This window comes from Haloferax gibbonsii (assembly GCF_001190965.1).
In the GTDB taxonomy this organism is placed as follows: Archaea; Halobacteriota; Halobacteria; order Halobacteriales; family Haloferacaceae; genus Haloferax; species Haloferax gibbonsii.
The window spans coordinates 681,541-706,089 of record NZ_CP011947.1 but is presented as its reverse complement, the minus strand read 5'-3'; the positions used below and the strand labels follow the sequence as shown (position 1 = coordinate 706,089).

Here is a 24,549-nt window from a genome sequence, read left to right as displayed (position 1 = left end):
CGGTGGTCCGCCCCGAAAAAACGGTTCTCCGGAATTACTTCTCGATGATGCTCTCTTCGACGGCCTCGCCGAAGTGGCGAGCCGTGTCCTCGTAGTAGATGAGCATCTCGTCGCCGGGTTCGAGGTCCGTGACCGCGGTCCGTCCCTCGCGGGTGTGGACCTTGATGGTCTCGGCGTTCTGCAGGAGCGTGGTGACGCGGTCGCCCTCGTAGTCGGCGGAGATTCGGAACATCGGTCGCTTTTCTATCTTCACGCGCCCGACGATGGCCTCGCGGGTGTTCCCGTTCGTGTCGATGAGCTGCACCTCGTCGCCGCTTTCGAGTTCGGAGAGGTAGACGGTGCCGCCGTCGGGGGTCCGCGCGTAGGCGTGGACCGCGCCGGCGTTGACCCTGAACGGCCGAGACGCGACGTACGGGGATTTCGCCGTCTCGGCGTGGACAAAGAAAAGGCCGCGAGCCATCGAGCCGACGAGCATCCCCTCGTCGTGGTCCATGATGGTGCCCGTGTCGACGCAGACGCGGTCGGCCATGCCCGTGCGTTCGACCTCCGTGACCTCGGCCCAGACGAGGTCGAGCGACTCGCGTTCGGCCTCGTCGCGGACCTCGACGGTCTTTCGAATCTCGTCTGGGTCGTCGCTGTCGAGGAGGACGCCGTCGGAGCCGAGTTCGAGCGTCTCGAAGGCGGTCTTGGCCTCCTCGGCGGTCGTGACGCCAGCGATGAGGTCGGTCTCGTCGCCGATGCGGGCGATGAGGTTCTCCAGCGGGATGATGGTCCAGTCCTCGCCGATGACGATGGTGTAGTCGCCGTCGCGGGCGGCCTCCTCGGCGAACGCCTCGTAGTCCTTGCTCAGAATGCGGACGTACGACCCGTTTGCGAGGTCGTCGCCGCGGCGGAGCGTCGTCAGGTCGGCAGAACCGGAGAAATCGGAGGGGAGTTCGACGGTCGCGTCGCCCTCGCCGTCCTTGCCGACGATATAGGCGTCGGCGAGCGCCTCGGGGTCCGCGTCGTCTTCTTCCGCTTCCATCACGTGAACGTCGGCGTCGGTCCGGAACGCGGCGATGTTGACGTCACCGAGTTCGCGCACCTTCTCGACGTCGGCCTCGTCGACGAGAACCCAGTCGACGCCGGCTTCCAGTCCGGCCGTGATGCGTCGCTTCCGCGTCTCCCAGTCGCCGACCGCGTCGTCGGCTTTGAGCCAGACGCTTCGTGTCATTATCGACTTCACTCGGTGGGTGGGCTTGAACGTGGCGAATGAATCAACGGACGGCGAACGGGTCCCTCGGGGTCGGTGTGGCCGCGCCCCCGCAATTCTATATCGCGCTATACGATTTATTTTGGGGGACCCGGGTCGAAATTCGGAGTCGAACGACCGATTCGAACGCGCTGACGCGAGTCCGAGACTCCGGCTGTTGGGTCCGGAAAACGGGTTCGTAGAGCACACGGTGGTTACGGCCGAGTTCGGAGGGTACTCGCGGTCGAATCGAAGACTTCGACCGGGGCTGTCGAGTCCAAAACGTCGTTCAGATAGGACGATGACTGAGACGCGGTTCGGAACGAAATTTCGCGGTCAGACAGGTTGACCGCGGCGGTCAGTCGAGAGACGAATCGACTGCACGGCCCGGAATCGATTGTGATGCCCGAACCTCCGACGGGTTGGGAGGCGAGTTCGACCGGGCTATCGCGGTACTGACTCCAGGCACAGAATCGGTCGGAACCGTACACGCACCACCCGACATTCCGCACGAAACTCCGGGGGTTGCGGTGGGAAAGACGCATGTCCGTCACCGTCATCGACAGCGGGCCGGTGACTCGGGTCGCGTTCCGGGAACGGTACGCCGTCGCCGACACAGAAAGACGGAGCAATCGAATGCGGGCCGAGCTGGACCGTTCGGCGAGCGCCGGACGGGAAGTCGAACTGTGTTGGGTTCGACCGAGGGTCGTCGAGAAATACTAGCCCGCGCGGCGTTTCCCGACCAAATCGAAGCTCGATAAACCAGTTACGGCGATATGAAATCGGTTAGAACGCGTCCAGCCCCGTCTGGACCGCGCCGCGCTCGTGGTCGAGGAGCGCGCGCTTCAGTTCGACGCCGGCGGCGGCGGAGAAGCCGCCGAGGGAGTCCGTGCCGACGACGCGGTGACACGGGACGACGAGCGGGACCGGGTTCCGCCCGCAGGCCTGGCCGACGGCGACCGCGTGGCTGTCGAGTTCGGCCGCGACCTCGCCGTAGGTTCGCGTCTCGCCGTACGGAATCGACGCCATCACGCGCATCACGTCGCCGGTAAAGGAGTCGGGAAATCGCACGTCCACGTCGAACTCGCGTCGCTCCCCGCGTTCGTACTCGGCGAGCTGTGTTCGGAGCGAGTCGGTCGGACATTCGAGGAGTCGTTCGTCCACGTCGACCGCGAACTCCCACATCGTGACGCGCATACTCGGGGTTCGCGCTCGGCGGGTATCTATCTGTAGGCTGGCTACCGAAGGGAGCCGAAAACAGAACCGTCGTCCGAAGAGGGCCGCGTTACGCTTCGATTCCGAGGCCGGCGCGTTCGAGAGCCGTATCGGCGTCGGCGTCGTCGTGGATGACGGCGCTCACGGCGCGGGTGATGGCTTCGGGGTTCTCGTGTTGGAAGATGGAACGGCCCATCGAGACGCCGGCCGCGCCGGCGTCCATCGTGCCGCGGACCATCTCGACCGTCTCGCGGTCGGTGCCGCGGCTCCCGCCGGCGATGACGACCGGCAGGCGCGTGGCCTCGACGACGCGGCCGAAGGAGTCGGCGTCACCGCTGTAGGCCGTCTTCACCACGTCGGCACCGACTTCCTCGGCGAGGCGGACGGCGTGGGCGAGCGCCTCGGGGTCCTGTTCGTCGATGCCGGGGCCGCGGGCGTAGGACATCGCGAGCACGGGCACGCCGAAGTCGGCGGCGCGGGAACAGAGGTCGGCGAGCTGGGTCATCTGGTCGGGCTCGTAGTTCGAGCCGACGTTGATGTGGAAGGAGACGGCGTCGGCACCGACGCGGAGGGCGTCTTCGACGGTGCCGGTGAGTCGCTTGTCGTTTTCGTCCGGGCCGATGACGGTCGAGCCGTTTACGTGGACGATGTAGCCTTTACCGTTCTTGTTCGGGTGGACGCGCGGGGCGGTGCCCTTGTGCGTGAGGACGGCGTCCGCGCCGCCGCGGGTGATGCCGTCGATGGTGGATTCGATGTCGACGAGGCCCGTGACCGGGCCGAGGGTGATGCCGTGGTCCATCGGGACGATGAGGTATCGCCCGTCTGTGGAGATGCGTTCGAGTCGTGCGGAGAGTCCGATGTCTGTGTTCATGTATGAGAAAGGGTGGCAGAGCGGTTATGTGCGTTCCGGATGCGGTGGGCGTTGCGAGGCGCCGGCCACTGCACCTTCTTTCAGTTCGCGGGCGAGCGTTTCGAGGCGGTCGGCGACCGTCTCGGCGTCGTCGCCGTTCTCGTGGCCGTCGGCGACTATGTCCACGAGCGCGCTGCCGACGATGATGCCGTCGGCGCCGCTCGCGACGATGCGCTCCGCGTGGTCGCCGCTGCTGATACCGAAGCCGACCGCCTTGGGCACGTCGTAGTCGGCGAGTCGTTCGAGCGACGAGCCGGTCTGGTCGGAGACGCTCGACTGCGCGCCCGTCGTGCCGAGACGCGCCTGCACGTAGACGTAGCCCGAGACCTGTTCCATCATGCGGTCGAGGCGCTCGCCGCGGGTCGTCGGCGCGACGATGAAGACGAGGTCGAGGCCGAACTCGTCGCAGGCCTCGCGGAGCGGGCCGGCCTCCTCGGCCGGCAGGTCGGGAACGACGAAGCCCTCGATGCCGACTTCGGCCGCCTTCTCGACGAACGGCCGCGGGCCGGGGTCGTCTCCGTAGCGGTAGATGAGGTTGTAGTAGGTCATACAGACCAGCGGCACCGACACGTCGAGGTCCTCGACGAACTCGAAGAAGCGCGTCGGCGTCATGCCACCTTCGAGCGACCGAACCACCGCGTTCTGGATGGTCGGCCCCTCGGCGATGGGCTCCGAGAACGGAAGCCCGAGTTCGATGATATCCGCGCCGCCGCGTTCGAGCGCCTCGACGTATTTCAGCGAGGACTCGTAGTCGGGGTCGCCGGCGGCGAGGTACGGGATGAACGCCGGGCCGTCGGCGAAGGCGTCTTCGAGCGACATCACAGGCCCCCCGTGAACTCGTCCATGTTCGGCGCGATGTCGATGTCGCGCTCGTAGGTCTCCTCGATGGCCGATTCGAGGTCCTTGTCGCCGCGGCCGGAGACGTTGACGACGACGTACTCGCCGAGGGCGTCCGCCTCCGCCGAGTCGGGCGCGTCGGGGCCGGCGACCGATTCGAGGTAGCCGAACGCGTGGGCCGACTCCAGCGCGGGGATGATACCCTCCATCTGCGAGAGCCGGTGGAACGCGGTCAGCGCCTCGTCGTCGTCGACGTTGACGGCGGTGACGCGACCGGTGTCCACGAGGTACGCGAGTTCGGGACCGACGCCGGCGTAGTCGAGCCCGGACGACACCGAGTGCGACTCCATAATCTGTCCGTCGCGGTCCTGTAGGAGCCGGGTGCGAGCGCCGTGGAGGATGCCCTCCGTGCCGGTCGTGAGCGACGCCGAGTTGGGCGCGACGCCGGCTTCCTCGTCGACTTCGAGCGTCGAGCCGCCGGCCTCGACGGCGTAGAGCGCGGTCTCCTCGTCGTCGACGAACTCGGCGAACGCGCCCATCGTGTTCGAGCCGCCGCCCGCGCAGGCGACGACGGCGTCGGGGAGCCGACCCAGTTTCTCTCTGGCCTGCGTGCGGGCCTCCTCGGAGATGACCGACTGGAAGTCGCGGACCATGCTCGGGAACGGGTGCGGGCCGACGACGGAGCCGATGACGTAGTGCGTGTCTTCGACGTTGGTCGCCCAGTCGCGCATCGTCTCGGAGATGGCCTCCTTGAGCGTGCCGCGGCCGACCGTGACGGGGTTCACCTCGGAGCCGTTGAGCTTCATCCGGAAGACGTTGGGGCGCTGGCGGTTGATGTCGCGTTCGCCCATGTAAATCTCGCAGGGCATATCGAGGTGGGCGCAGGCCATCGCCGTGGCGGTGCCGTGCTGGCCCGCGCCGGTCTCGGCGATGATGCGCTCTTTGCCCATGTACTTCGCCAGTAGGACCTGCCCGAGCGCGTTGTTGAGCTTGTGCGCGCCGCCGTGAAGCAGGTCCTCGCGCTTGAGGTAGACCTCGCGGTCGTAGCGCTCGGAGAGCCGGTCCGCGCGCTGAAGCGGCGTCGGCCGCCCGCCGAAGTCCCGCAGTCGCGCGCGGAAGTCGTCCATGAAGCCGTCCTCGTTGTCGAGGACGTATCGCTCGTACGCGTCGGTCAGTTCCTCGATGGCCGGCATGAGGGCCTCGGGAACGTACTGTCCGCCGTAGTCGCCGAATTTGCCGTCTGCGCTCATTGTGTGAGTGTCTCCGTGTTCCGTCGTACGTCGCCGTCCATGATGGCGGTCCCGACGAGGAGGGCGTCGGCACCGGCCTCGCGCATCCGCTGCGCGTCTTCGACCGTCTTCACGCCGCTTTCGGCCACGAGAAGCACGTCGTCGGGCGCTTCCGGCGCGAGTTCCTCGAACGTGCCGAGGTCGACTTCGAGTTTCCCGAGGTCGCGGTTGTTGATGCCGACGATGTCGGCTCCGGCCGCGAGCGCCGCGGTGAGTTCCTCGCGCGTGTGGACCTCCACGAGCGGCTGGAAGCCGCGGTCGCGAGCCGCCTCGACGAGGTCCGGGAGGTCATCGTGTTCTCGCGGGCCTCGCCCGCTCGAATCGCCCGCGGAACTCTGTTCCGCGCTGCCAACGAACCGCGCGATGAGGAGCACGAGGTCGGATTCCACGACGTCCAGTTGGTCCTCGTTCATGATGAAGTCCTTGCGGAGGACGGGCACGTCGACGGCCTCCCGGATTTGCCGCAGCGACTCGGCCGAGCCGCCGAAGTGCTCGGGCTCTGTGAGGACCGACAGCGCCGTCGCGCCGCCGGCGACCATCTCGCGGGCCAGTTCGACCGGGTCGTCCTCGCGGACGCCCTCGGTCGTCGGACTCGTGGGCTTCACCTCGGCGATGACCGGGACCCGGCCCGCGGCCTCCGTCGCGGCCACGGCCTCGGGGAACGACCGCGCGTCGACCGACACGCGCGTCTCCCCGCCGGGTCGCTCCCGCGCGGCCTCCAAGATGGCGCGCACGTCGGGAGCTAATTCGTCTCCACTAGCGTTCATTGATGTACACTAACGCACGTATTTGTACATAAGGCTTGCGTCGTCGGGGACACTCACCGTCTCTCGCGTGCACGCGGGCGAGCGGCGCGCGGAGACGGACCCGAAACCGCGCGCCGTCGCCGGAAGGGTCAAGCGTCCGGCGACGGGAGCCGAACGTATGCCCGTCTCGGGAATCTACGCGCGCGAATCGTCCACGCTCGGTCGCCCCGTGCAGGTCGGCGTGGTCAGCGGAAAGGTCATCAACGTCTCGTTTCCGGACTCGCTGCCGGCAGACGCCGAGTCGGACCACGACCACCTCGACGCCGTGTTGGCCGCCATCGACCGGGGCGAGACGGACCTCTCGTCGGTCCCCATCGGTCTGACCGTCCCGACCGACCAGCGGAGCGTGCTGGAGTCGCTTCGCAACGTCCCGCGAGGAGACACCGTCGACGTGGCCCTGCTCGTCCGCATGTCCGGCCTCGACCCGGAGGACGACGACTCCGAGCGCGTCGTCCGCGAGGCGCTCGCGGCCAATCCCGTTCCGGTCGTCGTCCCCGACCACCGCGTGAAAGACGGCCCGAGCGCCGCCCCCGACGACGTGGTCGAGGCGCTCCGGAAGTCGGAAGGAATCTAGTTTTCGGTCGTTGTCGCAACCGCGGTCACCGCCGTCATCGTCGCGGTCACCGTCGCAGTCGCCGGAATTCAGAAGGGCATCGCGTCGGTCTCCCGGCGGAGCGCGAGGTAGCCGAGCAGGCCGCCGAGGAGGAACAGCGTGCTCGCGAGGCCGACGGAGCCGACGCCGGTCGCGAGTTCGGCGAACTGTGAGATGCCCGCGAGGACGAAGCCGCCGCCGGCGACGTACTTGAGTCGGCTGTCGACCGGAATCCTGAGCGTGACGACGCCGAGGAGAATCGCCGTCAGTCCGAAGGCGGCGTCGGCCGCGAGTCGGAGCGTCGGGTTCCCCGTGGCGAACGCCGCGACGACGAGCGCCAGATAGCCGATGAGCCCCGCCTGCGTCAACTGCCGCGTATCGATATCCATACTGGCTACGCGTGATGCGGGCACTTGAACGCATCCCCGCGCCGCCGCCGCGACGGCGAGCGGTTCGGCGGGACTCGGCGGCGCGTCCGACGCCCGCTACCAGCCGAACAGTTCGTGGCCGGCGAACTCCAACGCGTTCACGAGGTAGTGGGCGACGACCACGACCAGCAGGCTCTCGGTGAGGACGAACGCCGCCGCGAGGACGAACCCGAGGAGGCCGGTGACGATGATGCCGAGTCGGCCCTGCGCACCGTGACCCGCGCCGAAGGCGGCCGACGACACCGCCGCCATGAGCCACGGCGACACGTCGAAGCCGGCGGCGACCGCCCCCACGAGCGCCCCCCGAAACAGCAACTCCTCGAAACCGGCGATGAGCGGAAGCGCGACCGCGAACAGGAACACCCAGCCCGCGGTCGTCCGCGGCGTCAGCGACTCGCGGACCGCCTCGTCGGGCGCGACGCCGAACCGCTCGCTGACCGTCGAACCGACCCGGTTGGCCCCGTAGAGCGCGAGTCCGAGTCCGGCGCCGACGGCGAGTTGCGTCGGGAGGTCGGCGGCGGAGAGGCCGAGCGCCGCGGCCGGCACGCCCGCGTACCACGCGCCGAGGCCGAGAAAGCCGCCGAGAAAGGCCTGCGAGAGCGCGACGTTAGCCAGCAGGAGGTGCGGCGGGAGGTCCTCGGCGGAGCCGGAGCGTTCCGAGACGGCCGAAACGGGGGCCGCGGTGACGCCGGGGGGTGTCGCCCGGTCGGAGTCGGTGTCGGACTCAGGTTCGGATTCGGACTCAGGGGCGGTGTCAACGTCAGCGTGGTCGTCGTCCGCAACGTCGCCCTCCGCGGGCGTCGACGACTCGGGACGCGGTGACGCGTCGGCCGAATCGACCGAAAAGGAAGCCAGAGAGACGGTGTCGAGTTCGGCCGAGTGGTCGGTCTCGTCCGACTCGGCAGCGGTCGAAACGGAGTCGCCCGCGGCAGTCGCTCGGGAGTCGGAATCGGAAGCGCCGTCGCCCGGAGCGGCGGGCGCGTCGAGTGCGTCGGAGCCGGTCCCCTCCGCGTGCGGGACGCCGCGAGAAAGGTGCGCGAGAGAGAGTAAGACGGCGAGGACGAGGCCGGTGAAGCCTGCGAACGCCGCCCAGTCGGTCATCCGGCGTTACTGCGGGCTGGGGCTGGACGGCCCCTTGACGCCCTTGCCCTTGTTGAGGGCGGAGCCGGTGATGCTCTTGAGGCGGTCCACGAGCGAGTCCTTCTCGGGTTCGCCTTCGAGGGCGACGTCGAGGACCTCGCTGATGTGCGAGACGGGGATGATGTCGACCATCTCCTTGTACTCGTCTTCGATCATCACGTCCTGCTCGTTGGCGGCGGGGATGATGACCGTCGAACAGCCGGCCTTCGCGGCGGCTTCGATCTTGTGGGTGACGCCGCCGACCGGGAGGACGTCGCCGCGCACCGACAGCGAGCCGGTCATGGCGACAGACTGGTCGATGGGGATGTCCTCCAGCGCGGAGATGACGGCGGTCGCGACCGTGATGGACGCGGAGTCGCCGTCGACGCCCTGCTGGCCGGTCTGGACGAACTGCACGTGCACGTCCATCTCCGAGAGGTCCTGGTTGGAGAACTTCTTGATGATGGCCGAGACGTTCTGGACGGACTCTTCGGCCATCTCCTTGAGCTGGCCGGTCGCGATGACCTGACCGGGGCCCTGCGAGGGCGTGACTTCGGCCATCACGGGGAGCATGATGCCGGAGTCTTCGCCCATGACGGCGAGGCCGTTGACGCGGCCGGTGACAAAGCCGTCGTTGACCGAGAGCTCGTAGTCCTTGCGGCGCTCGATGTACTGGTCCGCGATCTGCTGCTCGATGGAGCGCGCGCGGCGCTTGGCCTGCAGCACGTGGTCGCGGGTGGTCAGCTCGGCGTTCTCGCCGCGGGCGATGTCGCCAGCGACGCGGACGAGGCCGCCGAGGTTACGGAATTCGAGGGTGAGGTGGCCCTTGCGGCCGGCGCGGCGGCGGGCTTCGAGGATGAGCTCCTCGACCGCCTCCTCGGTGAAGTGCGGGAGCCGGCCGTCGTTGGTGACCTCCTGGGCCACGAAGCGCGCGTACTTGCGGCGCATCTCGGGGGTGTCCTCGATGGTGTCGTCCATGTACACCTCGTACCCGTACCCCTTGATACGGGAGCGGAGCGCGGGGTGCATGTTCTCCATCGCGTCGAGGTTACCCGCGGCGATCATGATGAAGTCCGTCGGGACGGGTTCGGTCTGGACCATCGCGCCCGAGGAGCGCTCGGACTGGCCCGTGATGGAGAACTCGCCCTCCTGGATGGCCGTCATCAGGTGCTGCTGGCTGCGCACGTCGAGGGTGTTTATCTCGTCGATGAACAGGACGCCCTTGTTCGACTTGTGAATCGCGCCGGGTTCGACGCGGTCGTGGCTGGGCGTCTCCATGCCGCCGGACTGGAACGGGTCGTGGCGGACGTCGCCGAGGAGGGCACCCGCGTGGGCACCCGTCGCGTCCTGGAAGGGCGCGGACTTCTGGTCCGCGTTGTTCACGATGAGGTTCGGAATCATCGCGTCGCTACCGCGCGAGCCGTAGCGGAACGCGAGGTAAATGATACCCGCGGCGAGGATGCCGAGCAGGACCTGCTGGGCGATGATGAGCGAGTAGCCCAGCACGACCGCAATGATGATCCACATGAGGAACGAGCGCATCTGGTTGCGCTTGCGTGCTTCCTCTTTGTGCGCCTCGACGATTTGGTCACCCTTGCCCGCGGGGACCGTGCGGACCTTGGGGCGATTGCCGTCGTCGGGGTTGTGGTAGACGAGCACGTCCTGAAGCTCCTCGCGGGGGAGAAGCTCGGACATCGCCTTGGCGAGCATCGACTTCCCCGTCCCCGGGGAGCCGATCATCATGACGTGGCGGCGCTGCTTGGCCGCCTTCATGATGACGTCGCGGGCGTGCTCCTGCCCGATGACTTGGTCGACGAGGCGGTCCGGAACGGGAATCTCGTCGGTCGTCTCTATCCGGAGACCACCGAGGAGGTCGTCTTCGTCCACGTTCTCGGCCACGTCGGCGTCGATTTCGACATCGCTCCCGAGGTCGTCGATTGTCTTCTTGTCGACCTCTTCGGCCTCGTCGTGCTGGAGCGTCCCCCCGTCGTCGATGCCCTCTTCGGAGGGCGCGTCGTCGGGTGAATCCTCCCGCTCGTGGAGGCTGTCGTCGGTGTTCGTATCGTTACTCATAGAACTGTCGTCGCTACTTCTAACGTAGGCCCTGCGACTGATATACTTTCTCCCCGGGTGCATCCGGCGTACCTTGCCGTAACCTCGCGTTTCGACGGCCCTACCACCAGAATACCGGAATTCTCGTGACTCGGCGTATTTATAAGTAATCCGGACTAACGCCCGATGCATGCGGGGGTTCTACATCGGCCGGTTCCAGCCGTACCACAACGGCCACCACCGAATGGTCGAAGAGATTGCCACCGAGGTCGACGAGCTCGTCCTCGGCATCGGGTCCGCGGGCGACTCGCACTCGCCGCGGAACCCGTTCACCGCGGGCGAACGAATCATGATGGTCAACAAGGCCGTCTCGGATTTCGACATCGCGACCTACGCGGTCCCCATCGAGGACCTCGACCGCAACTCGGTGTGGGTCAGCCACGTCCAGTCGATGTCCCCCGCCTTCGAGGTGGCGTACTCCAACAACCCGCTCGTCATCCAACTGTTCAAAGAGGCGGGCGTCGAGGTCCACCAGTCGCCCATGTTCAACCGCGAGGTGCTGGAGGGCACGGAGGTTCGCCAGCGCATGATCGAAGACCGCGACTGGGAGTCGCTCGTCCCCGACGAGGTGGCCGACGTGGTCCGCGAAATCGACGGTATCGAGCGCCTCCAGCGCGTCACGGCCACCGACGGGTCGGAGCGCGTCGGCGACGACGGGAGCCGCGACTCGAACCCCTGTTGAGATGATTACGCTCGCGTCCGACTTCGGGCTGGCGTACCCGGCCGCGATGAAGGGCGTCGTCCTCTCGCGGACCGACGCGCGACTCGTGGACGTGGCCCACGACCTCCCGCGGCAGGACGTTCGCGCGGCCGCCTTCTGGCTCCGCGAGACGCTTCCGTACTTCCCGCCCGCGGTCCACCTCGTCGTGGTCGACCCCGGCGTCGGGACCGACCGGCGCGCGGTCGTCCTCCGCGTCGGCGACCACGTTCTCGTCGGCCCCGACAACGGCGTTCTCCGCCCGCCAGCGAGACGCGTGGTCGACGCCCTCGGCGACGCCGACGCACCGGTCGAAGCCTACGAAATCGACGTTCCGAACCCCGACTCGACGACCTTCCACGGGCGGGACGTGTTCGCGCCCGCGGCCGCCGACGCCCACGTCGCGGGCGCGTCGGCGCTCGGGTCGGTCGACCGCTTCGAACCGATTCCCGTCGACTCGCTCGCCGAGTGCCGCCTCCCCGAGGCGACCGTCTCGGCCGACGGCCGCGAGGCGACGGGCGAGGTGCTCGTCGTCGACGACTTCGGCAACTGCATCACCAACGTCCCGGGCGAGTTCGTCCGCGACGCGGCGGGCGACCGCGCGACGGTAAACGGCGAGTCGGTCCCGGTCGGTCGCACCTTCGAGGCCGTCCCGCGCGGCGAGAAACTGGTCACCGTCGGCAGTCACGGCAACGTCGAGTGCGACGTGAACCACGGCCGCGGCGACGAGGCGTTCGGCCTCGCGCCCGGCGACCGCGTGGAACTCCGGGTCGACTGATGGGCGTTCTCGTCTCCGCCCTCGCCCTCAGTTCCGCCGCCGTCCCCGTCACCGTCGTCGTCCCCGAGGTCGACCCCTTCGCGGTGATGAACGTCGTCGGCCTCCTCGCGTTCGCGGTCGCCGGCGCGCTCAAGGCCGCCGAGGCCGGTCTCGACGTGTTCGGCGTCTCCGTGCTCGGCATCGTGACCGCCCTCGGCGGCGGGACGACCCGCGACGTGCTGGTCGACCGGCTGCCGGCCTCGCTCGCGGCGACGTGGGACATGAGCGTCGCGCTCGTCGGCGTCGGCCTCGCAATCGTCCTCATCCACTCGATAGAGGGCCGCGTGCGCGACCACCCGGCGTTCCTGACCACCGACGCGGTCGGGCTGTCGGCGTTCGCGGCGACCGGCGCGCTCGTCGGCGTCGACGCCGGCGTCACGTCGTTCGGCGTCGTCATCCTCGCGACCATCACGGCCGTCGGCGGCGGCTCCATCGCCGATATTCTCATCGGGCGCGTGCCGGTCGTCCTCCGCGACGACTTCTACGCGACGCCCGCGGTCGTCGGGGGCATCGGGTTCCTCGCCGCCCGCGCGGCCGGCGCGCCGACCGGCGTCCCCTCGGGGCTGTGCGCCGCGCTCGTCTTCTCGGTTCGGCTGCTCGCGCTCCGCTACGACTGGCGGTTACCGCGGGTCTGAGTGGCGAATCCGAGGCCGCGCGCCGGACGTTACAGTTCGTTTTCCACGCGCCGCTCCGCGGACTGGACCTCGTCCGCGATGGCCTCGCGCTCGAAGTAGAGCACCTCGACGCCGACGACGACCACCGCGAGCGCGAGGACGGTCCAGAACGTCCCGCGCTCGGCGTCGAACAGGTGCCACAGGAGCGCGACCGCGGAGCCGAGCGCGCCGACGGTTCCGACGGCGGGAATCACGGTCGTCCGGAGGTTCTCGCGCTCCCGGAACGCGAGAAGCGAGAGGCCGCCGAAGATGCTGATGAACGCGAGCGACGCGAACGAACTGATGGCGTCCAGACTTCCGAGGAAGGCGAACCCGGCGGCGAGCACCCCGAGCGTCACGAGCGGGCGAATCGGCTCGTCGGCGGAGTCGTCGCGGAGCCGACTCGGGAGCAGGTCGTCGGCGACGAGGCGCTTCGAGAGCCGCGCGGAGCTGAACAGCGTGGCGTTGATGGCGCTGCCCGTGGAGAACAGCGCCGCGACCGAGATGAGGACGAACCCGGCCTGTCCGAGGAACGGCTGGGCCGCGACCGCGAGCGCGGTCTCGGCGTGCCGCTGGATGGCGTCGATTCCGGCGAGATTGGTCGTGACGAGCGCGACGAGGACGTACAGAGCGGTCGCGCCCGCGATGGAGATGTAAACCGCCTTTCTGACCGTCTCCCGGGGGTCGGCGATGTTCTCCTGGTCGAACAGCAGGAGCTCCCACCCCTCGAAGGCGACGAAGGAGACGGCGGCCGCGACGAGCGGGCCGATACCGACGTTCGACAGGCCGAACCCGAGGCCGCCGTGGGTCGCGCCGTAGGCGACGCCGCCGAGACCGAACAGGAGCAGGATGGCGACCTTGAGTCCGACGAGGAGGTCTTCGGCCCGCCCGGAGGCGTGCGCGCCGAAGACGTTGAGGCCCACGAACGCGGCGACGGTGAGCGCGGAGACGAACGGCTGTATCGAGACCGACGCGACCGACGAGACGCCGGTGAGTTCGACGAAATAGCCGCCGAAGGCGTAGGCGTACATCGCCATCGTCCCGACGTAGCCGAAGACGAAGGTCCAACCCACGACGCCCGAGAGCGTGGTGCTGTCGGTGAACCGCTCGACGTAGCCGACGGGCGACCGCGGCGACTCGCACAGACCGTTCAGCCGGAGGAGCGAGTAACCGGCACAGACCGCGAGCACGCCGGCGACGACGAACGCCGCCCACGCGAGGGTCCCGGCCGCGCCGGCGACGACGCCGAGCACGGCGAAGATACCCCCGCCGACCATTCCACCGATCGCCATCGACACGGCTTCCGGAAGCCCGACTTCGTCGGACATGGAGTGCAGTTCGACGCTCGCGACTGAAGAACGTAGCGGCCAGTTGATATGTGCTCGCGCCGCGGCACGGCTCTGGAGCGGCCGTGTGAGAGCGGACAGACGGAAAAAGCGACACGAAGTGGCCCGGCGGCGGAGCGCGCCGCCGGAGGATGGGTTGGATGGGGGAGTGTGTTCTGCGGACGGTTCGGTTACTTGGCCGCGATGACGTCGTCGATGCGGACGATCATCGTCGCGGCCTCGGTCGCGGACTCGATGGCTTCGCGCTTGACCGCGGCGGGGTCGATGACGCCCTGTTCGACGGGGTCACCGATTTCGCCGGAGCGACCGGTGGAGATGATGCCGGCGATACCCTCGTTTTCGTATCGGGAGCGGAGGTCGACGAGCGCGTCGATGGGGTCCATGCCGGTGTTCTCGGCGAGGGTGCGCGGGAGCGCCTCGATGGCGTCGGCGTAGGCCTCGACGGCCAGTTGCTTGCGACCCTCGATGCCGGCGGCCTCCGAGCGGATGCGGTCGGCGATGGCGATTTCGGTCGCGCCCGCGCCGGGGACGACGCCGCCCTTGTCGATGGCGGCGACGACCACGTCGACCGCGTCTTGAATGGCGCGTTCGAGTTCGTCGACGACGTGTTCGGTGCCGCCGCGGAGGAACAGCGTGACGGCCTTCGCCGCCGAACCGCCCTCGACGAACGCGAGGTCGTCGTCGCCGAAGGTGCGGATGCTCACGGAGTCGACGTGACCGAGGTCGGACTCGTCGAGGTCGGACAGCGAGCCGAGGCGCTTCGCGCCGGTCGCGCGGGCGAGGGCGCGAGCGTCGGACTTCTTCACGCTCTTGAACGCGAGGATGCCCGCGTCGGCGAGGTAGCCCGCGACGCGGTCGTCGATGGACTTGGTGCAGAACACCACGTCGACGCCGGCGTCCTTGAGGGCCTTCGCGTAGCCGCGGAGTTCGCTGTCCTCGGCGTCGATGGCGGCGGTGAGTTGTTCGACGGAGGTGATGTTGTACTCGGTGTCGACCTCGCCCTTGCGCACGTCGAGTTTCATGTCGAGGACCGCGACGGTCGCGTCGGAGACGGCGCGGGGCATGTTCTCGTTGACGGGTTCCTTGTCGAGGACGACGCCCTCGACGAGTTCGGTCGCCGAGGAGGACGCGCCCGTGCGGGTGAGCACGCGAACGTCGTCGCGGTGGAAGGCCCCGTCGGCGTCGCCGTGGACCATCTGGACCGCCTTGACGACGTGTTTGGCGAGCACGTCGGCGGTCACGTCGCCGGTGCCCTTGCCGGTCATGGAGGACTCGGCGACCTTGCGGAGCAGGTCGTCGTCGAGCGTCACGTCGAGGACCATGTCGTCGATGGCCTCTTGGGCGATGCGGGCGGCCTCGGTGTAGCCCTCGACGATGACCGTCGGGTGGAGGTCGTCGTCGAGGAGGTCCTCGGCGTGCGCGAGGAGTTCGCCGGTGAGGACGGCCGCGGTGGTCGTGCCGTCGCCGACTTCCTCCTCTTGGGTCTGGGAGACTTCGACGATCATCTGCGCGGCGGGGTGCTCGATGTCCATCTTCTCGAGGATGGTCGCGCCGTCGTTCGTGATGACGACCTCGCCCGAGGAGTCGACGAGCATCTTGTCCATGCCGCGCGGGCCGAGTGTGGTCCGTACGGCTTCGGCGACCGCCTTTCCGGCGCGGATGTTGGAGTCCTGCGCGGAGCGGCCGTGCGTTCGGTTCGTCCCCTCTGCGAGAATGTATAACGGTTGCTGCATTCGTGAAGCCATGTTGAAACCTCAACCGCTATCAACGATTGCAGTTCTATAAATACGTTTCGGCGAGGCCGAGCTACGAAATCGCACGACAGGGCGACGGTTTTCGAATTCGAGCGCGGGGCGGGCGTCGCAGGGTTCGGGGAGCCGCCATGGGGTTCGTGTCGCGGTCGGCGGCCGGTCGCGCCTCGCTACTCGTCGAGCGTGTCGACGGTGAGCGTTCCGTCGCCGAACAGCGAGACGAGATAGCCCGCGTACTGAAACGAGAACCTTCGAGACGGGTCGTGAGAGAGGCGAAAGAGAACGTCGAGCGCTTCGGGGTCGACACCGATGTCCGAGAGCGGCGGGAGTTCGAGTGGGCTGAGTTCCGTGGCAGTCGCGACCGCCGAAGCGATGGCGACCGCCACCTCGTCGTAGCGGTCGACGGAGGTGGTTACCACGGACCCGGCTCCATCTTCGAGCGGGTCGTCCATATAGTCCGAATGGGTAGTCGGGTACCTATTGGTGTGCGTTGATTATGTAACCCGTTATTGTGGGGGTCGCTCGTCGCGAATTCGCTCTGCGAGCGTTCGATAGGCGCGTTTGAGGCGGGCCGCGACCGCCTGCCGCGAGATTCCGAGCTCCGTACCGAGCTTGTCGAGCGACGTGTCCCGTCGCTCGTCGAAGTAGCCGCGGTCGAGCGCGAGGATCAGGGCTTCGACTTGCGTGTCGGTCAGTCCCTCGCTCGCCGGCGCTTCCTCGGCCGCGACGGACGTGATGCGGTCGAACTCGGCGTCGATGCCGTGGGCCGCCCACTCGCGTCTGAGGTCGGTCAGCACGCGGTGCGAGGAGACGCGGAGCTTGAGCCACCACGAGTCATCGGTCGAGAGACATTCTAAGAGAACCGCGTCTCTGGACACTAACGCGTCGAAAATCGGAGCCTGAGAGACGTCCCACGAGACGCCGTAGAGCGCCCGGTCCGAGACGGATTCGACGAGCGTGAGGTCGTCGACGCTCGGAAGCGACCGCGCCGACTCTCCGAACGCCCCCGCGTCGGGACCGCGGACCCAGACGAACGACGCCGCCTGCGAGGCGGTCGGGACGGACCGTTCCAGCTCCAGTTCGACGTCGTGTTCCTCGGCCGCGGGACCGAACGGGAGCGCGGACAGCGGGGCGACGACCTCGACGATGAGGCACACGCGTGGACGATAGGTGGAGTAGGCCAAAAAACTGCGTTTCAGCGTCTCTCCCTACCGTCGTGAAGGAATGAACGTCACGCGACGCTGAACGAACGCGTCGGTACTGTGTACTCGATGAAACGACTACGGCGGATTCTGCAACCTATTTGGCGGACACCGATGAGTGACTCGACAATGCTGGAGTTGGAACACGGGTTCAGGGTCGTGGACGTGAACGCCCGCCTCGACCCCGACGAGCAGTCGATTGCGGCGCGCGGGCGGGAGATAAGCCCCGAGCGGCTGGAGCGCGAACTGCATCAGGCGGGCGTCGTCCGCGCCGTCGTCTCGCCGGGCGCACAGCGGGTCGAGGAGAGCTACCTCCGTCCGAACAACGCGGTCGCGCGGATGAGCGTCGACCGGCCGTTTCTGGCGTTCGCCCGCATCAACGGGCCGCGCGACCCGAGCGGTCGTGCCTCGGCGCGGCTCCGAAACCTCACGTCGTCGCGGGCGGACCACCACGCCGACCCCGGCGACATCGAGCAGTACGCCTACGACGACCGCTTCCACGGGTTCTCGCTCGCGCCGGCTGTCGACGGGCTCCCCGACGACGAGACGCTCGCGATGCTAGAGGACGTCGGGCTTCCCGTCTTCGTCGAGGGCGGACAGGCGTTCGAGCCGAGCGCCGTCGCCGAGTCGCTGCTCGGTCGGTTCCCCGTCATCCTGTCGAGTTTCGGCGGCTTCCCGCTCGACCGCGGACTGATGGACGAGGCCATCGACCTCCTCGACGACCACGACGACCTCTACCTCGACACGAGTTTCGTCCGCTACCGGAGCGTCCTCGAACGCGCGCTCCTCGAACACCCGGACCGCGTGCTGTTCGGCAGCGGCGCGCCCGAGACCCACCCGAACGTGGGCGTCATGGAGATTCTGACGCTCGACGTGTCGGAGGACGCGCTGGCGAAGGCGTTCTCGAAGAACGCGGCGCGGGTCATCGAGGCGCTCGGCCCCGGAGAGCGGTAAAACGAGTCAGCGCCAGTCGTACCGGGCGACGGCGCGGTCGGCGCGCTTCGACCGGCCGTGGGGGTTTCGGGCGCGGGTTCGGTCGCGGGCGCGGGCGACCAACCCGTCCGAGACGCCCGTGGCGATGCCGCCGACCACGTCGCGGCCGGTCCCGACCCACCCGGAGGGAGTCACGTCGCCTTTCACGACGCCGAGCGCGGCGTCGACGCCGTCCGAAATCGCGTGTTTCGTCGTCCGCTTGACCGTCCCCGGCCTGACGCCGTAGTTCTTCACGAGCCGATAGGTCAGAGAGCGGTACTTCCAGCCCCAGTCGCGTTCGGAGATGCCGCCGTCGGCCTCGAACTCGCGGCGGACGCACATCTCGGGCGCCCACGCGACCGAGCGGTCGAAGCCGGCGAGTCGGTGCGCCGCGTCGCGCGCGCCGCCCGTCTGGAGGTACTCGTCGAAGCCGTCGAGGGCGTCGATGATCTCGCGGCGGAACGCGACGTTGCCGCCGTTGAAGTACGTCACCGTGCGGCCGCCGATGGCGTTCCGTTCGAGGGATTCCGTCGTCATGCCGTTGCGGAGCGTCTGGTGCATCGGCCCGGTGACCACGTCGGCGTCGGCGATGCCGTCTTCGAGCGCCGACAGCCACGACGACTCCACGGAGAGGTCGTATCGGAGGAGCGCGACCACGTCGCCGCCGGCGACTTCGAGGCCGGCGTTGCGGGCGACGTTGAGGTTGCGGTCGGAGATTTCGACCAGCACGTCCACGTCGTCGCGCTCTCTCACCATCCCGGTCGTGCCGTCGGCGGAGGGGCCGTTGACGACGACGACTTCCGCGTCGGGGGCGTGCTCGGCCAGCGCGTCGAGGCTGGTGGCGAGCCGGTCCCGACCGTTGAGCGTCGGGAGCACAACCGAGAGATCCATACCCGACAGTTGCGGTGGACGTACTTAAATGTGAATCGAGAATCGTGTTAAATTCTGCCGTGAGAACGCCTCACTCGGCGTCGCTCGCCCGGGTCGCCGCGCGGGACTGCTCGTCGGCCGACTCGACCCGCGCGTTCCAGTACGACACGGACGCGAGGTCGTCGCCGACCGGCGAGTCGCCGACGGCGAGGTCCAGCGAACGGAACGGCTGTGCGATGCCGTTGGGGACCTTCCGGTAGAAGCCGAACGGGATGACGAAGTCGTGTTTCGCGTCGGCGAGGTCGAGCCCGGCGTCGCCGAGCAGCCGCCGCACGTCGCCTTCCGAGTAGAGCCGCGACCCCATCGGGAGCAGCCAGTTGTAGGCCACCCGGAGGCTCCCGTCGTTGAACGTGTCGAAGAACACCTGCTGTTTCGAGACGCGAGCCATTTCGGCTAAGAACTTCGCCGGGGTGTCCGCGAGGTGGAAAAACCGCATCGCGAACACCGCGTCGAAGTGGTCGTCCGGGAAGGGCAGCCGCGCGGCGTCGCCGCGGAGGAACTCGATGCGGTCGGCGACGCCCGCTCTGCGGGCCTTCTCCCGCCCCTGTACCATCATCGCCCGCGAGATGTCCAGTCCGACGACGTTCGCCCCCTCCTGGGCGAGCATCACGGTGAACCGGCCGGTCCCGCAGGCGATTTCGAGGACGTTCTTGTCCTCGACGGGGCCGAGCGCCGCGAGGACCGCCTCCTTCTCTCGCCGGTCGATGAGGCGACCGCCCTTGGAGAACCGCTTCGAGTCGTACTCCTGGGCGACCTCGTCGGCCTGGTACCACTCCTTTCCTTTCACGCTACGCATACTCGCGGGGGGGAGCCTAAAACGGTACTGGATACGCGGTGCGGAAGCGGGGTTCGGCGAGCGACGACAGAGAGGTTTTCCCCCGCTGAGCGCGTATCGTGCCATATGCCAACATGCAGAAACTGCGGTGAGACCTGTGATGCGGCTGAACTGACGCGCCACGTCAGCGAGGGGTGGCTCGTCGTCCACTGCCCGGCGTGTCACGCGCCGCTCGGGAGCTATCGACTCGGCACTCCTTCGGTCGATAGAATGCGAAACGCGGAGTGAGACGCCTACTCGCGGGCGATTTTCCAACAAACGCACGATATTAATATGTGTATTATGTGTCTGGATTCTTTTCACACACTTGTAGCTAACCCTTAACACGGAGCAACCGACTGTGTCGGGTATGAGCACCACCACTGCAGAGCCAGATACTGAAGACCTGCTCTCGGAATCCGAGTTCCGAGAGCGCCTCCGCGAGCTTCCCCCGAGCGCGAAGCTCGTCGCAAAAGTCCTCGAAAGCGACGCGCCCCTCTCGCAGGGCCAGCTCGCGGAGGAGTCGCTGCTGCCGGACCGCACCGTCCGCTACGCGCTCAACCGTCTCGAAGAGTCTGACCTCGTCGGCTCGCGTTACTCCTTCAAGGACGCGCGAAAGCAGGTCTACTTCCTCAACACGTAAGCACGCGGTCCACCGATAGCGCGACAGAACACGCCCGCGGGGGCGCACTCCCGCAGACCAAGCCACCACTTCTCTCGAACCATCTATAGTAGCGTTTGCACTGGTTACACATCCAATCGCACGACAGCGTACGATTGAGTGTACATTGACTTGCAAACGCTACTATAACCCGTCGGCGAGCGTAGCCGCCGGTATGCACGTCACGCGCGTCTCCGTCCCCGTCGCCACCCGCGCGCCGACCGGCGCGACGAACGCCTACCTCGTCGCCGACGGCGGCGACACGCTGCTCGTGGACCCCGCGGCCCGCACCGACGAACTGGACTCCCTCGTCGCGCGCGAGGGCGTCGACCACATCGCGGTTACCCACACCCACGCGGACCACGTCGGCGCGGTCGCCGCCTACGCCCGCGAGACGGGCGCGACGGTCTGGTGTCGTCGCGGCCGCGAGCGCGCCTTCTCGGACGCGACCGGCGTCGAACCGGACCGAACGTTCTCAGAGGGGTCGGTTCTCCCCGTCGGCGCGGGCGTCGAAGTGCTCGACACGCCGGGGCACGCCCGCGACCACGTGAGCTTCGTCGCCGGCGACGGCGTGCTCTGCGGCGACCTCGCGGTGGCCGAGGGGAGCGTCGTCGTGGGCGCGCCCGAGGGAGACGTGCGCGCCTACCTCGTCGCGCTCAGGCGACTCCACGCGCGCGGTCCCGAGCGGCTGCTTCCGGGTCACGGCCCCGAAATCACGGACCCGCGGGCGACGCTGGCACGGCTCGTCGCGCACCGAAACGACCGCGAACGGGCCGTCCTCGACGCGGTGCTGGCCGGGAACGCGACGCCGGACGCCGTGACCGACGCCGCCTACGAGAAGGACGTGTCCGCCGTGCGCGACCTCGCCCGCGCGACGGTCGTCGCGCACATCGAGAAACTCGCCGCCGAGCGTCGGGTCCGGTGGGACCCGGAGGCGAAGCGAGTCGAACCGCGGTAGGTCGCGCGTCGTCGGCGTCCGGGTCCGCGGGTGGCCGAGGCTCGCGCTCCCGCGAAAAACCGCGCCCCTCTTTGGGCTCGCGCCCGCATCGCGGGTATGGACCTCGACGCCGAACTGGACCGCGCCCGCGACCTCGACGTGTCGGAACTCGCCGACGCCATCGAGTCCATCGGCTTCGAGTGCACGCGCTGCGGGGCCTGCTGCAAGGGCTACGAGGGCGACGACGGCCCCGAACCGCACACCGCGACCGTCTTTCCCGACGAGGTGCGCGCCCTGCAGGAGGCCGGCGGAGCCACCGACCCCGACGGCGATGGGACCGGCGGAGACGACTCGAACGACGAGTCGGGAACCCCGATGGAGTGGCGGGACGTTGCTCGCCCGATGCCCTACGGCCTCGTCGAGGGCGACGACGGCCCCGAGGGCGAGACGTTCGAGTGGGCGCTCCAGACGAGCGCCTGCGGCGACTGCCGGTTCTACGAGGAAGACGACGAGGGGCAGGGGGCCTGTCAGGTCCACGAGGACCGCCCCCTCATCTGCGAGACCTACCCGTTCAGCGTCGCCCTCGGCGGGACGAGCCAGCCGATGGGCGAGGCCGTCGACGAGGAGGGCGTCGTCCGCGCCCACGAGTGCGAGGGGCTCGGACGAGACATCTCTCGGGAGGACGCAGAGGAGCTGGCGCGGGCGCTGAAAGAGCGGGCGGTCCGAGAGCTACGCGAGGCGCGGGGTGTCACCGAGGCCTACGAGCCGGTCGAGACCGGGCCGGGCGAGGTGGTCGTCCACGACTCGGAGGGCGCGAAACGGCTCGACGGGACGCGGGTTCAGTAGTCGAATCCCGATGACTGCGGTACATCTTTAACACTCCGGCCTGACCACATATTGGAGGTCTTACGGTGGAAATCTCAGATAAACTCCTGTGTCTGTTCAATGCTGACGTTCGCACCGAGGACGACCGATACGTCGTCGAAATCCCGCGCCGCGAAGTCGAGACCGGAACCGTCGAACCCGGCGAGACCTACCGCGTCGCGCTCATCTCCCGCGAGTCGAACGAGCCCGCCGAGTCCGAATCGAACGCCGGACCGACGCCCTCGGCCGAACCGCAACCGCCCGTCGAAGCCGGTGAACTCCGCTACGTCGAAATCGAGGACATCGGCAAGCAGGGCGACGGCATCGCCCGCGTCGAACGCGGCTACGTCATCATCGTCCCCGGCACCGAAGTCGGCGAGCGCGTGAAGGTCGAAATCACCGAGGTCAAGTCTAACTTCGCCGTCGGCGAAGTCGTCGAAGACGACTTCTGACGGCGCTCTTTTCGCGGTTCGACGCCGTTCGTCTCGACGGGACGCTCTCCCGCGACCGACAGACCACGGCTGCAAGTGAACGACGCACCACGCTTGCGAGTGAACGCACGGCCGTTGTCGGCGCGCAGAGAGAGCGCGGTTGCACGTGAAGAATCAGGTTCTGGGAACTGAGTCGGCTACTGAACGTACTTCGTCACGTCGGCGTCGACGCCCACGTCGGCCGCGTCGGCGTAGGGTCGGTTCACCACGATGTCGCCGGCGGTCGAGCGACCGATGCCGGGGATGGCGGTGAGTTCGTCCATCGACGCCTCGTTGAAGTCAAGCGGGTAGGGAACGCCGGTGACGGAGCGGTAGCCGTGGTCGACGACGGCCACGTCGATGGTCTTCCCGAGTTCGCGCTCGCCCGGAATCCCGACCAAAAGCGGGTAGGTCCCGAGCTGGCGGCCGAACGTCCGGCCGTCCTGGTGGTATTCGAGGTGGACGTTCGGGAGGACCGTGCCCGCGGGGGCGACCCGGCGGAGCATCGGGCGGTCGATTTCCTCGCGGACCTCCTTTTTGTACGTCTTGAACAGCTGTTTGTGGTCGCGGGCGATGTCGGCACCCGTGTCGGACATGTCGGTGCCGTCGAACGCCATCACCTGCCGGATGTTGATGCGGCGGACCATCAGCCCCTCGTCGTAGACGCGCTGGAGGAACCGCTTGTTGTGCTCGAACGTCTCCTCGCGCTCGCCTTTCAGCCCGTGGAGGAGGTTGATTCCGGGGAGGAGCTTCGGCAGTCGGTTCGCGGCGTCCGGGCCGTGGGTCGGCGCGTCCGCCGGGTCGTCGCCGGGCCGCCAGCCGGCGACCTCGTTGACGATTTTGACCGCCTCGAAGCACTCGTCGGCGGAGACGTTGAGGTTGTTCTCCTCTTGGACCACGGGGTCGGCGGATTCGAGGCCGAACGCCGCGGTGTCGCCGGCCGTGTTGTGCTCGGCGATGATGCGGAGCGCCTCGCGGGACTTCTCGGGCCAGCCGACGATGGTGATGGGGTTGACGTTGTCGAGGTGGAGCGTGCCGAGGTCGGGGGCGACCTCACGGATGCCGCCGTAGAGCCGGCGGAGCGCGTCGGGGTTCGGGGCCTCGCCGTCGCCGCCGAACGCGAGGATGTCGGCCTGTCGGCCGAGCCGGAAGTGCCGCGCGCCGCGGTTGTAGAGGTTCCCGACCTCCTTGACGACGGAATCGGCGGTTCGGAACGCGGGGTTGCCGTACAGCGGTTCGGTGCAGAACGAACAGCGGTAGGCGCAGCCACGCGAGGTCTCCATCTCGCAGATGAGGTGGTCGGGGTGGTTGGGGTGCTGTTCGACGACGAACGCGCCCGTGGCGGCCCAGCGGTCGAGTTCCTCGTTGTCGCGCATGCGGTTACCGAAGCCTTCGAGGCCGGTGTCGACGAGGTCGTACGCGGCCGCCTCGATGTCGCCCTTGGCGACGAAGTCGTAGTCGAGGTTCTTGCGCTCCATGTCCTGGCCGCCGGCGTTCTCGTCGCCGACGCCGAATCGAATCGGCCCGCCCATGAGCGCGGTGCCCTCGGCGACCCACGCGAGTTCGCGGACCTCGTCGGGTTCGGCGGGCGTCCCGCCGACGTACTTGCCGGGGACGGTCATGCCACCGATGTAAATCATGAGGTCGGCGTCGGCCACGTCGCGCCACTTCTGTCTGTCCTCGCGGAGTTCGTCGATGGTGTGGTAGACGACGTTGGACTCGGGGACGCCCGCGTCGACCACCGCACCCGCGGTGAACCTGGGATACGTCGAGATGTACGGCGGCACGCCGAAGTGCGCCGGCTCGTCGACGTATCCGTCGACGATAGTCACGGTGAGGTCGGCGGGGTCGGTCATCGGTCGCGGTTCGGGTTCGACGCGGAAAACGCAACCGGTC

General features: G+C 68.1%; 26 protein-coding genes. 10 read left to right on the top strand and 16 right to left on the bottom strand.

Annotation, left to right across the window (positions count from 1 at the left end; all coding sequences use genetic code 11):
* Window positions 1-34 precede the first annotated feature (34 nt).
* From ABY42_RS03775 to trpC, 6 genes are all read right to left on the bottom strand, one after another.
* Window positions 35-1,213, bottom strand: a complete 1,179-nt coding sequence (locus ABY42_RS03775) for a 3-dehydroquinate synthase II (RefSeq protein ID WP_004972657.1) — start codon at window positions 1,211-1,213, stop codon at window positions 35-37.
* Between the two features lie 804 nt (window positions 1,214-2,017).
* Window positions 2,018-2,428 (bottom strand): methylated-DNA--[protein]-cysteine S-methyltransferase, encoded by a 411-nt coding sequence (locus ABY42_RS03765; RefSeq protein ID WP_050458758.1) that lies wholly within the window; start codon window positions 2,426-2,428, stop codon window positions 2,018-2,020.
* A gap of 88 nt (window positions 2,429-2,516) precedes the next feature.
* Window positions 2,517-3,317: a 2-amino-3,7-dideoxy-D-threo-hept-6-ulosonate synthase gene (locus tag ABY42_RS03760; RefSeq protein WP_004972661.1), complete on the bottom strand. Its 801-nt coding sequence runs from the start codon at window positions 3,315-3,317 to the stop codon at window positions 2,517-2,519.
* A gap of 24 nt (window positions 3,318-3,341) precedes the next feature.
* Entirely contained in the window at window positions 3,342-4,175 is an 834-nt protein-coding gene (gene trpA, locus ABY42_RS03755; protein ID WP_050458757.1) for a tryptophan synthase subunit alpha, read from the bottom strand.
* Entirely contained in the window at window positions 4,175-5,443 is a 1,269-nt protein-coding gene (gene trpB / locus ABY42_RS03750) for a tryptophan synthase subunit beta (RefSeq protein WP_050458756.1), read from the bottom strand. Before trpB ends, trpA begins: the two co-directional genes overlap by 1 nt.
* On the bottom strand, window positions 5,440-6,249 hold the full coding sequence (gene trpC / locus ABY42_RS03745) for an indole-3-glycerol phosphate synthase (protein WP_050458755.1): 810 nt from the start codon (window positions 6,247-6,249) through the stop codon (window positions 5,440-5,442). The genes trpB and trpC overlap by 4 nt, the downstream gene beginning before the upstream one ends.
* Before the next feature lie 157 nt (window positions 6,250-6,406).
* Between trpC and ABY42_RS03740 the strand changes: the two genes are divergently transcribed.
* Window positions 6,407-6,862 carry an MGMT family protein gene (locus tag ABY42_RS03740; protein ID WP_049905008.1) on the top strand — a complete coding sequence of 152 codons (456 nt, stop codon included), beginning with the start codon at window positions 6,407-6,409 and terminating at the stop codon, window positions 6,860-6,862.
* A gap of 68 nt (window positions 6,863-6,930) precedes the next feature.
* On the opposite strand, the gene ABY42_RS03735 is transcribed toward ABY42_RS03740, so the two are convergent.
* The 3 genes from ABY42_RS03735 to lonB all read right to left on the bottom strand — a co-directional run bounded on the left by ABY42_RS03735 (window position 6,931) and on the right by lonB (window position 10,500).
* Window positions 6,931-7,269, bottom strand: coding sequence for a hypothetical protein (locus ABY42_RS03735; RefSeq protein WP_004972673.1), 339 nt, complete (start codon window positions 7,267-7,269; stop codon window positions 6,931-6,933).
* A 96-nt stretch (window positions 7,270-7,365) separates the two neighbouring features.
* Entirely contained in the window at window positions 7,366-8,409 is a 1,044-nt protein-coding gene (locus ABY42_RS03730; protein WP_050458754.1) for a CPBP family intramembrane glutamic endopeptidase, read from the bottom strand.
* 6 nt (window positions 8,410-8,415) lie between these two features.
* On the bottom strand, window positions 8,416-10,500 hold the full coding sequence (lonB, locus tag ABY42_RS03725; protein ID WP_050458753.1) for an ATP-dependent protease LonB: 2,085 nt from the start codon (window positions 10,498-10,500) through the stop codon (window positions 8,416-8,418).
* Between the two features lie 169 nt (window positions 10,501-10,669).
* Between lonB and ABY42_RS03720 the strand changes: the two genes are divergently transcribed.
* The 3 genes from ABY42_RS03720 to ABY42_RS03710 are packed head-to-tail and all read left to right on the top strand — an operon-like array spanning window position 10,670 to window position 12,688.
* Window positions 10,670-11,221 (top strand): nicotinamide-nucleotide adenylyltransferase, encoded by a 552-nt coding sequence (locus ABY42_RS03720; protein ID WP_050458752.1) that lies wholly within the window; start codon window positions 10,670-10,672, stop codon window positions 11,219-11,221.
* Between the two features lies 1 nt (window position 11,222).
* Window positions 11,223-12,014 (top strand): SAM hydrolase/SAM-dependent halogenase family protein, encoded by a 792-nt coding sequence (locus ABY42_RS03715; protein ID WP_050458751.1) that lies wholly within the window; start codon window positions 11,223-11,225, stop codon window positions 12,012-12,014.
* Window positions 12,014-12,688, top strand: coding sequence for a trimeric intracellular cation channel family protein (locus tag ABY42_RS03710; RefSeq protein ID WP_050458750.1), 675 nt, complete (start codon window positions 12,014-12,016; stop codon window positions 12,686-12,688). Before ABY42_RS03715 ends, ABY42_RS03710 begins: the two co-directional genes overlap by 1 nt.
* Window positions 12,689-12,717: 29 nt before the next feature.
* Here the strand turns inward: ABY42_RS03710 and ABY42_RS03705 are convergent, their stop codons facing one another.
* The 4 genes from ABY42_RS03705 to ABY42_RS03690 all read right to left on the bottom strand — a co-directional run bounded on the left by ABY42_RS03705 (window position 12,718) and on the right by ABY42_RS03690 (window position 16,960).
* A complete protein-coding gene (locus ABY42_RS03705; protein WP_050458749.1) occupies window positions 12,718-14,034 on the bottom strand; it encodes an APC family permease in 1,317 nt (438 codons plus the stop codon).
* 188 nt (window positions 14,035-14,222) lie between these two features.
* Complete coding sequence (gene thsA, locus ABY42_RS03700; protein ID WP_004972691.1) at window positions 14,223-15,785, bottom strand: thermosome subunit alpha; 1,563 nt, start codon at window positions 15,783-15,785, stop codon at window positions 14,223-14,225.
* Window positions 15,786-15,973: 188 nt separating this feature from the next.
* Window positions 15,974-16,255: a HalOD1 output domain-containing protein gene (locus ABY42_RS03695; RefSeq protein WP_004972693.1), complete on the bottom strand. Its 282-nt coding sequence runs from the start codon at window positions 16,253-16,255 to the stop codon at window positions 15,974-15,976.
* A gap of 54 nt (window positions 16,256-16,309) precedes the next feature.
* Window positions 16,310-16,960, bottom strand: coding sequence for a helix-turn-helix domain-containing protein (locus ABY42_RS03690; RefSeq protein ID WP_050458748.1), 651 nt, complete (start codon window positions 16,958-16,960; stop codon window positions 16,310-16,312).
* Window positions 16,961-17,134: 174 nt separating this feature from the next.
* On the opposite strand from ABY42_RS03690, the gene ABY42_RS03685 reads away from it, so the two are divergent.
* Window positions 17,135-17,959, top strand: a complete 825-nt coding sequence (locus tag ABY42_RS03685) for an amidohydrolase family protein (protein ID WP_004972697.1) — start codon at window positions 17,135-17,137, stop codon at window positions 17,957-17,959.
* A gap of 6 nt (window positions 17,960-17,965) precedes the next feature.
* Here the strand turns inward: ABY42_RS03685 and ABY42_RS03680 are convergent, their stop codons facing one another.
* Complete coding sequence (locus ABY42_RS03680; RefSeq protein WP_004972699.1) at window positions 17,966-18,868, bottom strand: glycosyltransferase family 2 protein; 903 nt, start codon at window positions 18,866-18,868, stop codon at window positions 17,966-17,968.
* Between the two features lie 70 nt (window positions 18,869-18,938).
* Window positions 18,939-19,694, bottom strand: coding sequence for a class I SAM-dependent methyltransferase (locus tag ABY42_RS03675; RefSeq protein ID WP_004972701.1), 756 nt, complete (start codon window positions 19,692-19,694; stop codon window positions 18,939-18,941).
* 114 nt (window positions 19,695-19,808) lie between these two features.
* On the opposite strand from ABY42_RS03675, the gene ABY42_RS19725 reads away from it, so the two are divergent.
* From ABY42_RS19725 to ABY42_RS03655, 5 genes are all read left to right on the top strand, one after another.
* Entirely contained in the window at window positions 19,809-19,970 is a 162-nt protein-coding gene (locus ABY42_RS19725) for a hypothetical protein (RefSeq protein ID WP_004972703.1), read from the top strand.
* Between the two features lie 121 nt (window positions 19,971-20,091).
* Complete coding sequence (locus ABY42_RS03670; RefSeq protein WP_004972706.1) at window positions 20,092-20,364, top strand: winged helix-turn-helix domain-containing protein; 273 nt, start codon at window positions 20,092-20,094, stop codon at window positions 20,362-20,364.
* Between the two features lie 193 nt (window positions 20,365-20,557).
* Entirely contained in the window at window positions 20,558-21,340 is a 783-nt protein-coding gene (locus tag ABY42_RS03665) for an MBL fold metallo-hydrolase (protein WP_050458747.1), read from the top strand.
* Between the two features lie 96 nt (window positions 21,341-21,436).
* A complete protein-coding gene (locus ABY42_RS03660; RefSeq protein WP_050458746.1) occupies window positions 21,437-22,165 on the top strand; it encodes a YkgJ family cysteine cluster protein in 729 nt (242 codons plus the stop codon).
* A gap of 65 nt (window positions 22,166-22,230) precedes the next feature.
* Window positions 22,231-22,635, top strand: a complete 405-nt coding sequence (locus ABY42_RS03655; RefSeq protein WP_004972711.1) for a TRAM domain-containing protein — start codon at window positions 22,231-22,233, stop codon at window positions 22,633-22,635.
* Between the two features lie 176 nt (window positions 22,636-22,811).
* On the opposite strand, the gene ABY42_RS03650 is transcribed toward ABY42_RS03655, so the two are convergent.
* The gene (locus ABY42_RS03650; RefSeq protein WP_050458745.1) at window positions 22,812-24,509 is read right to left on the bottom strand and encodes a radical SAM protein; all 1,698 of its coding nucleotides are present in this window, start codon (window positions 24,507-24,509) and stop codon (window positions 22,812-22,814) included.
* Window positions 24,510-24,549 lie beyond the last annotated feature (40 nt).

What these genes read in the sequence shown, in the direction of transcription:
- ABY42_RS03775 (WP_004972657.1), bottom strand. Translation starts at nt 1,213, where the DNA reads ATGACACGAAGCGTCTGGCTCAAAGCCGACGACGCGGTCGGCGACTGG.
- ABY42_RS03765 (WP_050458758.1), bottom strand. Translation starts at nt 2,428, where the DNA reads ATGCGCGTCACGATGTGGGAGTTCGCGGTCGACGTGGACGAACGACTC.
- ABY42_RS03760 (WP_004972661.1), bottom strand. Translation starts at nt 3,317, where the DNA reads ATGAACACAGACATCGGACTCTCCGCACGACTCGAACGCATCTCCACA.
- trpA (WP_050458757.1), bottom strand. Translation starts at nt 4,175, where the DNA reads ATGTCGCTCGAAGACGCCTTCGCCGACGGCCCGGCGTTCATCCCGTAC.
- trpB (WP_050458756.1), bottom strand. Translation starts at nt 5,443, where the DNA reads ATGAGCGCAGACGGCAAATTCGGCGACTACGGCGGACAGTACGTTCCC.
- trpC (WP_050458755.1), bottom strand. Translation starts at nt 6,249, where the DNA reads ATGAACGCTAGTGGAGACGAATTAGCTCCCGACGTGCGCGCCATCTTG.
- ABY42_RS03740 (WP_049905008.1), top strand. Translation starts at nt 6,407, where the DNA reads ATGCCCGTCTCGGGAATCTACGCGCGCGAATCGTCCACGCTCGGTCGC.
- ABY42_RS03735 (WP_004972673.1), bottom strand. Translation starts at nt 7,269, where the DNA reads ATGGATATCGATACGCGGCAGTTGACGCAGGCGGGGCTCATCGGCTAT.
- ABY42_RS03730 (WP_050458754.1), bottom strand. Translation starts at nt 8,409, where the DNA reads ATGACCGACTGGGCGGCGTTCGCAGGCTTCACCGGCCTCGTCCTCGCC.
- lonB (WP_050458753.1), bottom strand. Translation starts at nt 10,500, where the DNA reads ATGAGTAACGATACGAACACCGACGACAGCCTCCACGAGCGGGAGGAT.
- ABY42_RS03720 (WP_050458752.1), top strand. Translation starts at nt 10,670, where the DNA reads ATGCGGGGGTTCTACATCGGCCGGTTCCAGCCGTACCACAACGGCCAC.
- ABY42_RS03715 (WP_050458751.1), top strand. Translation starts at nt 11,223, where the DNA reads ATGATTACGCTCGCGTCCGACTTCGGGCTGGCGTACCCGGCCGCGATG.
- ABY42_RS03710 (WP_050458750.1), top strand. Translation starts at nt 12,014, where the DNA reads ATGGGCGTTCTCGTCTCCGCCCTCGCCCTCAGTTCCGCCGCCGTCCCC.
- ABY42_RS03705 (WP_050458749.1), bottom strand. Translation starts at nt 14,034, where the DNA reads ATGTCCGACGAAGTCGGGCTTCCGGAAGCCGTGTCGATGGCGATCGGT.
- thsA (WP_004972691.1), bottom strand. Translation starts at nt 15,785, where the DNA reads ATGCAGCAACCGTTATACATTCTCGCAGAGGGGACGAACCGAACGCAC.
- ABY42_RS03695 (WP_004972693.1), bottom strand. Translation starts at nt 16,255, where the DNA reads ATGGACGACCCGCTCGAAGATGGAGCCGGGTCCGTGGTAACCACCTCC.
- ABY42_RS03685 (WP_004972697.1), top strand. Translation starts at nt 17,135, where the DNA reads ATGCTGGAGTTGGAACACGGGTTCAGGGTCGTGGACGTGAACGCCCGC.
- ABY42_RS03680 (WP_004972699.1), bottom strand. Translation starts at nt 18,868, where the DNA reads ATGGATCTCTCGGTTGTGCTCCCGACGCTCAACGGTCGGGACCGGCTC.
- ABY42_RS19725 (WP_004972703.1), top strand. Translation starts at nt 19,809, where the DNA reads ATGCCAACATGCAGAAACTGCGGTGAGACCTGTGATGCGGCTGAACTG.
- ABY42_RS03670 (WP_004972706.1), top strand. Translation starts at nt 20,092, where the DNA reads ATGAGCACCACCACTGCAGAGCCAGATACTGAAGACCTGCTCTCGGAA.
- ABY42_RS03665 (WP_050458747.1), top strand. Translation starts at nt 20,558, where the DNA reads ATGCACGTCACGCGCGTCTCCGTCCCCGTCGCCACCCGCGCGCCGACC.
- ABY42_RS03660 (WP_050458746.1), top strand. Translation starts at nt 21,437, where the DNA reads ATGGACCTCGACGCCGAACTGGACCGCGCCCGCGACCTCGACGTGTCG.
- ABY42_RS03650 (WP_050458745.1), bottom strand. Translation starts at nt 24,509, where the DNA reads ATGACCGACCCCGCCGACCTCACCGTGACTATCGTCGACGGATACGTC.